6 protein-coding genes are annotated in these 6,327 nt (G+C 66.3%); 1 reads left to right on the top strand and 5 read right to left on the bottom strand.

Annotated elements, in window-relative coordinates; all coding sequences use genetic code 11:
- Positions 1 to 150: 150 nt before the first annotated feature.
- The 5 genes from V9K93_RS20745 to ahpC all read right to left on the bottom strand — a co-directional run bounded on the left by V9K93_RS20745 (position 151) and on the right by ahpC (position 5,115).
- Positions 151 to 1,107: a transaldolase gene (locus tag V9K93_RS20745; protein WP_337303138.1), complete on the bottom strand. Its 957-nt coding sequence runs from the start codon at positions 1,105 to 1,107 to the stop codon at positions 151 to 153.
- Positions 1,108 to 1,157: 50 nt separating this feature from the next.
- The gene (gene rnk / locus V9K93_RS20740) at positions 1,158 to 1,562 is read right to left on the bottom strand and encodes a nucleoside diphosphate kinase regulator (protein ID WP_014036052.1); all 405 of its coding nucleotides are present in this window, start codon (positions 1,560 to 1,562) and stop codon (positions 1,158 to 1,160) included.
- Between the two features lie 123 nt (positions 1,563 to 1,685).
- Positions 1,686 to 2,648 carry a LysR substrate-binding domain-containing protein gene (locus tag V9K93_RS20735; RefSeq protein WP_046985201.1) on the bottom strand — a complete coding sequence of 321 codons (963 nt, stop codon included), beginning with the start codon at positions 2,646 to 2,648 and terminating at the stop codon, positions 1,686 to 1,688.
- A gap of 85 nt (positions 2,649 to 2,733) precedes the next feature.
- Positions 2,734 to 4,326: an alkyl hydroperoxide reductase subunit F gene (gene ahpF / locus V9K93_RS20730; RefSeq protein ID WP_136639796.1), complete on the bottom strand. Its 1,593-nt coding sequence runs from the start codon at positions 4,324 to 4,326 to the stop codon at positions 2,734 to 2,736.
- 225 nt (positions 4,327 to 4,551) lie between these two features.
- Positions 4,552 to 5,115 carry an alkyl hydroperoxide reductase subunit C gene (ahpC, locus tag V9K93_RS20725; RefSeq protein ID WP_004144811.1) on the bottom strand — a complete coding sequence of 188 codons (564 nt, stop codon included), beginning with the start codon at positions 5,113 to 5,115 and terminating at the stop codon, positions 4,552 to 4,554.
- A gap of 330 nt (positions 5,116 to 5,445) precedes the next feature.
- On the opposite strand from ahpC, the gene prmC reads away from it, so the two are divergent.
- Positions 5,446 to 6,303 (top strand): peptide chain release factor N(5)-glutamine methyltransferase, encoded by an 858-nt coding sequence (gene prmC, locus V9K93_RS20720; protein ID WP_136639797.1) that lies wholly within the window; start codon positions 5,446 to 5,448, stop codon positions 6,301 to 6,303.
- Positions 6,304 to 6,327 lie beyond the last annotated feature (24 nt).

The raw sequence follows: 6,327 nt of genomic DNA, 5'->3' as shown, positions 1-6,327 counted from the left end.
GGGGGGGGGGCGGGGGGGGGCGCCCCCCCCCCCCCCCCCCCCCCCCCCCGGCCCCCCCCCCCCGCCCCCCCCCCCCCCCCCCCCCCCCCCGGCCAAGCGCAGCTTTTGCTCATAGCGACCCGCCACGAGGGGCTCAGCCGTTGGCTGGACTCAAAGTGCCTCGCGGATCCGCTGACGCAGCGCTTCCAGATCCTTGGCAAACGCATCGATACCGGTCGCCAGCTTCTCGGTGGCCATCGGATCGGCCGCCAGATCCGCTGCGAACTTCGCCGCATCGATCGGGGTCACCACCGCGCCATCGGCCGCACCGGCCACCAGCTTGCGCGGCAGCTCGCCGTGGTCGGCGTCCAGCTTCTCCAGCAGGTCCGGCGAAATCGTCAGGCGGTCGCAGCCGGCCAGCGCTTCGATCTGCGCAGTCGAACGGAACGAGGCGCCCATCACCACCGTCGGCGAACCGCGGCGCTTGAATTCGGCGTACACGCCGCGCACGAACACGACGCCCGGATCTTCATCGATGCTGGCCGGGGTCTGGCCGTTGGCCACGTACCAGTCCAGGATGCGGCCCACGAACGGCGAGATCAGGAACGCGCCGGCTTCGCTGCAGGCCAGCGCCTGGGTCGGATTGAAGATCAGGGTCAGGTTGCAGTCGATGCCTTCGGCCTGCAGGATGCGCGCGGCTTCCACGCCTTCCCAGGTCGCGGCGATCTTGATCAGGATCTTCTCGCGCGGCACGCCTGCATCGGCGTACATCTGGATGAACTGGCGGGCCTTGGCCACGGTGGCAGCGGTGTCGTGGGCCTGGTCGGCGTCCACTTCGGTGGACACGCGGCCCGGCACCAGCGTGCTCAGCAGCGCGCCAACGCCGATGGTCAGGCGGTCGGCCACGGCATGCACCACGGCTTCGCGGTCGCCACCCTGCTGGCGGCCCCAGGCCAGTTCGCGTTCGATCAGCTCGGCGTACACCGGCAGGTCCAGCGCCTTCTTCACCAGGGTCGGGTTGGTGGTGCAGTCCACCGGCTGCAGGCGCTTGATTGCCTCGTAGTCACCGGTATCGGCAACGACCACGGACAGTTCGCGCAGCTGGGACAGTTTGGACGGGGTACTCATTACGGCTCCTGGTGCAGGGGGATCGAATCGCGCGCGGTGCGCAGCGGTAATCAGGGGCGGTCGTTGTGGACCGCAGTCACGCGCAGGCGCAGCTTGCGGCCGCCGGGCGCATTCCAGTCGATGCTCTGGCCGATGGCCAGACCAAGCAGGGCACTGCCGACCGGGGCCAGCACGGAAACCTTGCCTTCATCGACGTTGGCTTCGCGGGGGAAGACCAGGGTCAGGACGTGCTTCTCGCCCGACACTTCATCTTCGCACTCCACGCGCGAATGCATCATGACGATGCCTTCGGGAATCTGGTCCGGTGCCAGCACGGTGGCACGGTTGAGTTCTTCGGCAAGCGCGAGCGCGGCAGGCGTCTGGCTCAGCGCAGGGGATTCGAGCATGGCGTCCAGGCGGTCCATGTCGAAGGTAGAAACGGTGATCGACGGCGGCAGGCCGCTGGCGGTGTTCATGGTGAAGCTCCTTGGTTGAAAGCCATGCAAAAGGCGGCACCTGCTGGCGCCGCCTGTCTGTATTGTGGGGACAAATGCGACCGGAATCGACTCCCACCGATTCCGGGCCGGTGCTGCGGGGGATCAGCCGTTCAGCGCGGGGCCGGGCAAGGCGGTCGCGTCGCTGGTGGCATTCAACGCATCAAGGGTGAACAGCGCCTGTGGCAGGCGCTTGAACTGGTCGGCCAGCTCCATCAGGAAGTCGTTCATGGCCGAGCTGCGGCGCCAGATCATGGCGATGCGGCGGCTGGGGCGGCCTTCGCCGGTGAAGTCGAGCAGGCGGATGTTGTTCGAGCGCGGCACCGGCGGCTGCACCGACAGGCTCGGCAGCAGGGTGATGCCGACGTCGGCAGCGACCATCTGCCGCAGCGTTTCCAGGCTGGTGGCGCGGAACTCGGACTTCTCGTTGGCACCGAACAGGCGGCAGACTTCCAGTGCCTGGTCGCGCAGGCAATGCCCGTCTTCCAGCAGCAGCAGCTTCTGCGTGGCCAGTTCCTGCACGTCCAGATGTTCGCGGCGGGCCAGCGGGTGGCGCCCGGAAACAGCCAGCAGGAACGGTTCCTCGAACAGGAACTCGGCATGCAGCTGGTCGTCGATCACCGGCAGTGCCAGCAGCGCAGCGTCGAGCTTGCCTTCGCGCAGGCGGTCCAGCAGCACATCGCTCTTTTCCTCGACCAACAGCAGTTCCAGCTCCGGGAAGCGATCGCGGATGCGCGGAATCACATGCGGCAGCAGGTACGGACCGAGGGTCGGGAAGATCCCCAGGCGCACCGTACCGGCTTCCGGATCGCGGCTGCGACGTGCGGCTTCCTTCAGTTGTTCCACCTCGGACACGATCACGCGTGCCCGTGCCGCCGCTTCCTGGCCGGCCGGGGTCAGCATCACCTTGCGCGGTGCGCGTTCCACCAGCGGCAGGCCCAGCTCTTCTTCCAGCTTGCGGATCTGCGTGGACAGCGTCGGCTGGCTGACGAAGCAGGAGGCGGCAGCCCGGCCGAAATGCTTGTGGTCGGCCAGGGCTACCAGGTACTTCAGATCACGTAGGTTCATCCTTACACCCCAGGGGTAACGGACCGGCTGACGGCATGGTTACCCGACAGGCAGACAATGTTCCCGGTGATCTGGGAACGATGGATCAGGCAGCTTCAGCAACAGCACCACTGCTGCTGCTCACCGACGAGCGGATCAGGTGGTCGAACGCACTCAATGCGGCGGTCGAACCGGCACCCATGGCAATGATGATCTGCTTGTAGGGTACCGTCGTGCAATCGCCAGCGGCGAACACGCCCGGCAGATTGGTCTGGCCGCGATCATCGATGACCACCTCGCCACGCGGCGACAGCGCCACCACATCCTTCAGCCACTCGGTGTTGGGCAGCAGGCCGATCTGCACGAAGATGCCTTCCAGCTCGACGCGGTGGGCGTCGCCGCCGACGCGGTCCTTGTAGACCAGGCCGGTGACGCGGCTGCCGTCGCCCAGCACTTCGGTGGTCTGTGCGCTGGTCAGCACGGTGACATTGGCCAGGCTGCGCAGCTTCTTCTGCAGCACTTCATCGGCGCGCAGGCTGGAATCGAATTCCAGCAGGGTTACATGCGACACGATGCCAGCCAGATCGATGGCTGCCTCCACGCCGGAGTTGCCGCCGCCGATCACCGCCACGCGCTTGCCCTTGAACAACGGGCCATCGCAGTGCGGGCAGTAGGCCACGCCCTTGTTGCGGTACTGGTCTTCGCCCGGCACGTTCATCTGGCGCCAGCGTGCGCCGGTGGACAGGATCACCGAACGCGACTTCAGCACCGCGCCGTTTTCCAGCTGCACCTGCACCAGGCCGTCTTCACCGGCCGGCACCAGCGCGCTGGCGCGCTGCAGGTTCATGATGTCCACCTCGTACTCGCGCACGTGCTGTTCCAGCGCCGTGGCCAGCTTCGGGCCTTCGGTCTCCTTCACCGAAATGAAGTTCTCGATCGCCATGGTGTCCAGCACCTGGCCACCGAAACGCTCGGCGGCGATGCCGGTACGGATGCCCTTGCGCGCGGCGTAGATCGCCGCTGCGGCGCCGGCCGGGCCACCGCCCACCACCAGAACGTCGAAGGCGTCCTTGGCGGCGATCTTCTCGGCATCGCGCTTGCCGGCGTTGGTGTCCAGCTTGGCCACGATCTGCTCCAGGGTCATGCGGCCCTGGTCGAACACTTCACCGTTGAGGTACACGGTCGGCACCGACATGATCTCGCGCTTCTCGACTTCGTCCTGGAACAGGGCGCCGTCAATGGCTACGTGCTGGATGCGCGGGTTGAGCACCGCGGCCAGGTTCAACGCCTGCACCACGTCCGGGCAGTTCTGGCAGGACAGCGAGAAGTAGGTTTCGAACCTGTAGTCGCCTTCCAGATTCTGCACCTGCTCGATCAACTCGGCGGTGGCCTTGGACGGATGGCCGCCGACCTGCAGCAGTGCCAGCACCAGCGAGGTGAACTCGTGGCCCATCGGCAGGCCGGCGAAGGTCAGGTGGATGTCCTGGCCCGGGGTGCCGAGGTCGAAGGACGGCACGCGGCCCTGGCCATCGCGCAGCACCTGCAGCGAAATCTTGTCCGACAGGCTGTCCAGGGTCTGCAGCAGTTCCAGCATTTCCTGCGACTTGGCGCCGTCATCGGCGTGCGCGGTGATCTGGATCGGGCGGGTCACGCGCTCCAGATAGGTCTTCAGCTGCGACTGCAGGTTGGCGTCCAACATCGGGTCATCTCCTGGCTTCAGGCAAACAGGGGGCGTGGCACCGCTGTAGAAGGTAGCGGACCAGCAGGGGGTAGGGGTGAACCCAAGACAGCGACCGTGGAAGGGGCTGGCTGGCCAAGGCGGGCGAGCGTTGGCTGTCTTGGGTTCACCCCCACGCCGGCGGGGGGACCGGCACGGGGATGAAAGGCGCGCCGTGGCGTGGGGCCACGGCAGGCCGGTACTGCTTTAGATCTTGCCGACCAGGTCCAGCGACGGGGTCAGGGTCTTCTCGCCTTCCTTCCACTTTGCCGGGCACACCTGGTTCGGGTTGGCGGCGGTGAACTGGGCAGCCTTCAGCTTGCGCAGGGTCTCGGAGACGTCACGGGCGATCTCGTTGGAGTGGATCTCCAGGGTCTTGATCACGCCTTCCGGGTTGATGATGAAGGTGCCGCGCAGGGCCAGGCCTTCTTCCGGAATGTGCACGCCGAAGGCGTTGGTCAGCTGGTGGGTCGGATCGCCGACCAGCGGGAACTGGGCCTTGCCGACAGCCGGCGAGGTTTCGTGCCACACCTTGTGCGAGAAGTGGGTGTCGGTGGTGACGATGTAGACCTCGGCGCCGGCCTTTTTGAACTCGGCGTAATGGTCAGCGGCGTCTTCGATCTCGGTCGGGCAGTTGAAGGTGAAGGCGGCCGGCATGAAGATCAGGACCGACCACTGGCCCTTCAGGGTGCTGTCGGAAACCTTGATGAACTCGCCATTCAGGTAAGCATTGGCTTCGAACGGCTGGATCTGGGTGTTGATCAGGGACATCGTTTTTCCTCTGGGTGAAGGGGAGTGGGTGAATCGACAGGACCTAGGTTACCGGCTCGCTATCGATAAGAACAATCCATTGATTGCATCTATTTGATAGGTGCAGTCTATCAAAAGGCCATGAGCTGACACTGAACCTTGCCACCCTCATCCTGCAACTGCCTGTGTGACAAGAGAAATCTTCCCAAGGCATGGAAAGGGGCCGATAGCCCCTCCTTATTCCCTCCGGCGGAACCTGAACGGATCGCAGGTTTTTGTAGCGTCGAGCCACGCTCGGCTGGGTCTACCGCGAACAGCAGCCGAGCATGGGCTCGGCTCTACAATTGCGGAATGCCTTTCCAACCCGAACCCTCCCTGCGCCAGGTCGTGGCCGAGGCCAGTGCCCGCCTCGGCGGCGTAGAGGCCCGCCACGAGGCCGAACTGCTGCTGCTGCACGTGCTGGACCGCCCACGCAGCTGGCTGTTCGCGCATGCCACCGATCCGCTGGCCACCGCCGATCAGGCTGCCTTCGAAGCGTTGCTGGCACGCCGCGTGGCCGGCGAGCCGGTGGCCTATCTGACCGGCCGCCGCGGTTTCTGGACGTTGGATCTGGAAGTCGACCCGGCCACCCTGATTCCGCGACCGGAGACCGAACTGCTGGTCGAGCTGGCGCTGGAGCGCCTGCCGCCGGAACGCACGCTGCAGCTGGCCGACCTCGGTACCGGCAGCGGTGCCATCGCTCTGGCCCTGGCCAGCGAGCGGCCACAGGCCCAGGTGCTGGCCACCGATGCCAGCCCGGGTGCACTGGCTGTGGCTGCGCGCAATGCGGCCCGCCATGAGCTGCGCAACGTCCGCTTCGCCGAGGGCGGGTACGACTGGTATGCGCCGCTGCAGGGCGCGCGCTTCGACCTGATCGCCAGCAATCCCCCGTATATCGCCAGCGATGATCCGCACCTGGAACAGGGCGACCTGCGTTTTGAACCGGCCACCGCACTGTCTTCCGGCGTGGATGGCCTGGACGACATCCGCCGCATCGTCGATGGTGGCCAGGCCCACCTGCTGCCCGGCGGCTGGCTGCTGATTGAGCACGGTTGGGACCAGGGCGCCGCGATCCGCGCGCTGTTCGAGGCGGCGGGTTTCACCGATGTGCAGACAGTGCAGGACCTGGAGCAGCGCGACCGGATCACCCTGGGCCAGCGTCCGGCCTAGAATGGAGGTTCTCCTGCCCCGGCA

It is taken from the genome of Stenotrophomonas sp. CCNWLW162 (genome assembly GCF_037203745.1).
Classification (GTDB): domain Bacteria; phylum Pseudomonadota; class Gammaproteobacteria; order Xanthomonadales; family Xanthomonadaceae; genus Stenotrophomonas; species Stenotrophomonas maltophilia_AQ.
The sequence above is the reverse complement of the archived record's forward strand: the minus strand, read 5'-3'. Positions and strand labels throughout refer to the sequence as shown.

Coding starts and splice junctions, on each gene's coding strand:
- ahpF (WP_136639796.1), bottom strand. CDS start 4,326: ATGTTGGACGCCAACCTGCAGTCGCAGCTGAAGACCTATCTGGAGCGC.
- ahpC (WP_004144811.1), bottom strand. CDS start 5,115: ATGTCCCTGATCAACACCCAGATCCAGCCGTTCGAAGCCAATGCTTAC.
- V9K93_RS20745 (WP_337303138.1), bottom strand. CDS start 1,107: ATGAGTACCCCGTCCAAACTGTCCCAGCTGCGCGAACTGTCCGTGGTC.
- prmC (WP_136639797.1), top strand. CDS start 5,446: ATGCCTTTCCAACCCGAACCCTCCCTGCGCCAGGTCGTGGCCGAGGCC.
- rnk (WP_014036052.1), bottom strand. CDS start 1,562: ATGAACACCGCCAGCGGCCTGCCGCCGTCGATCACCGTTTCTACCTTC.
- V9K93_RS20735 (WP_046985201.1), bottom strand. CDS start 2,648: ATGAACCTACGTGATCTGAAGTACCTGGTAGCCCTGGCCGACCACAAG.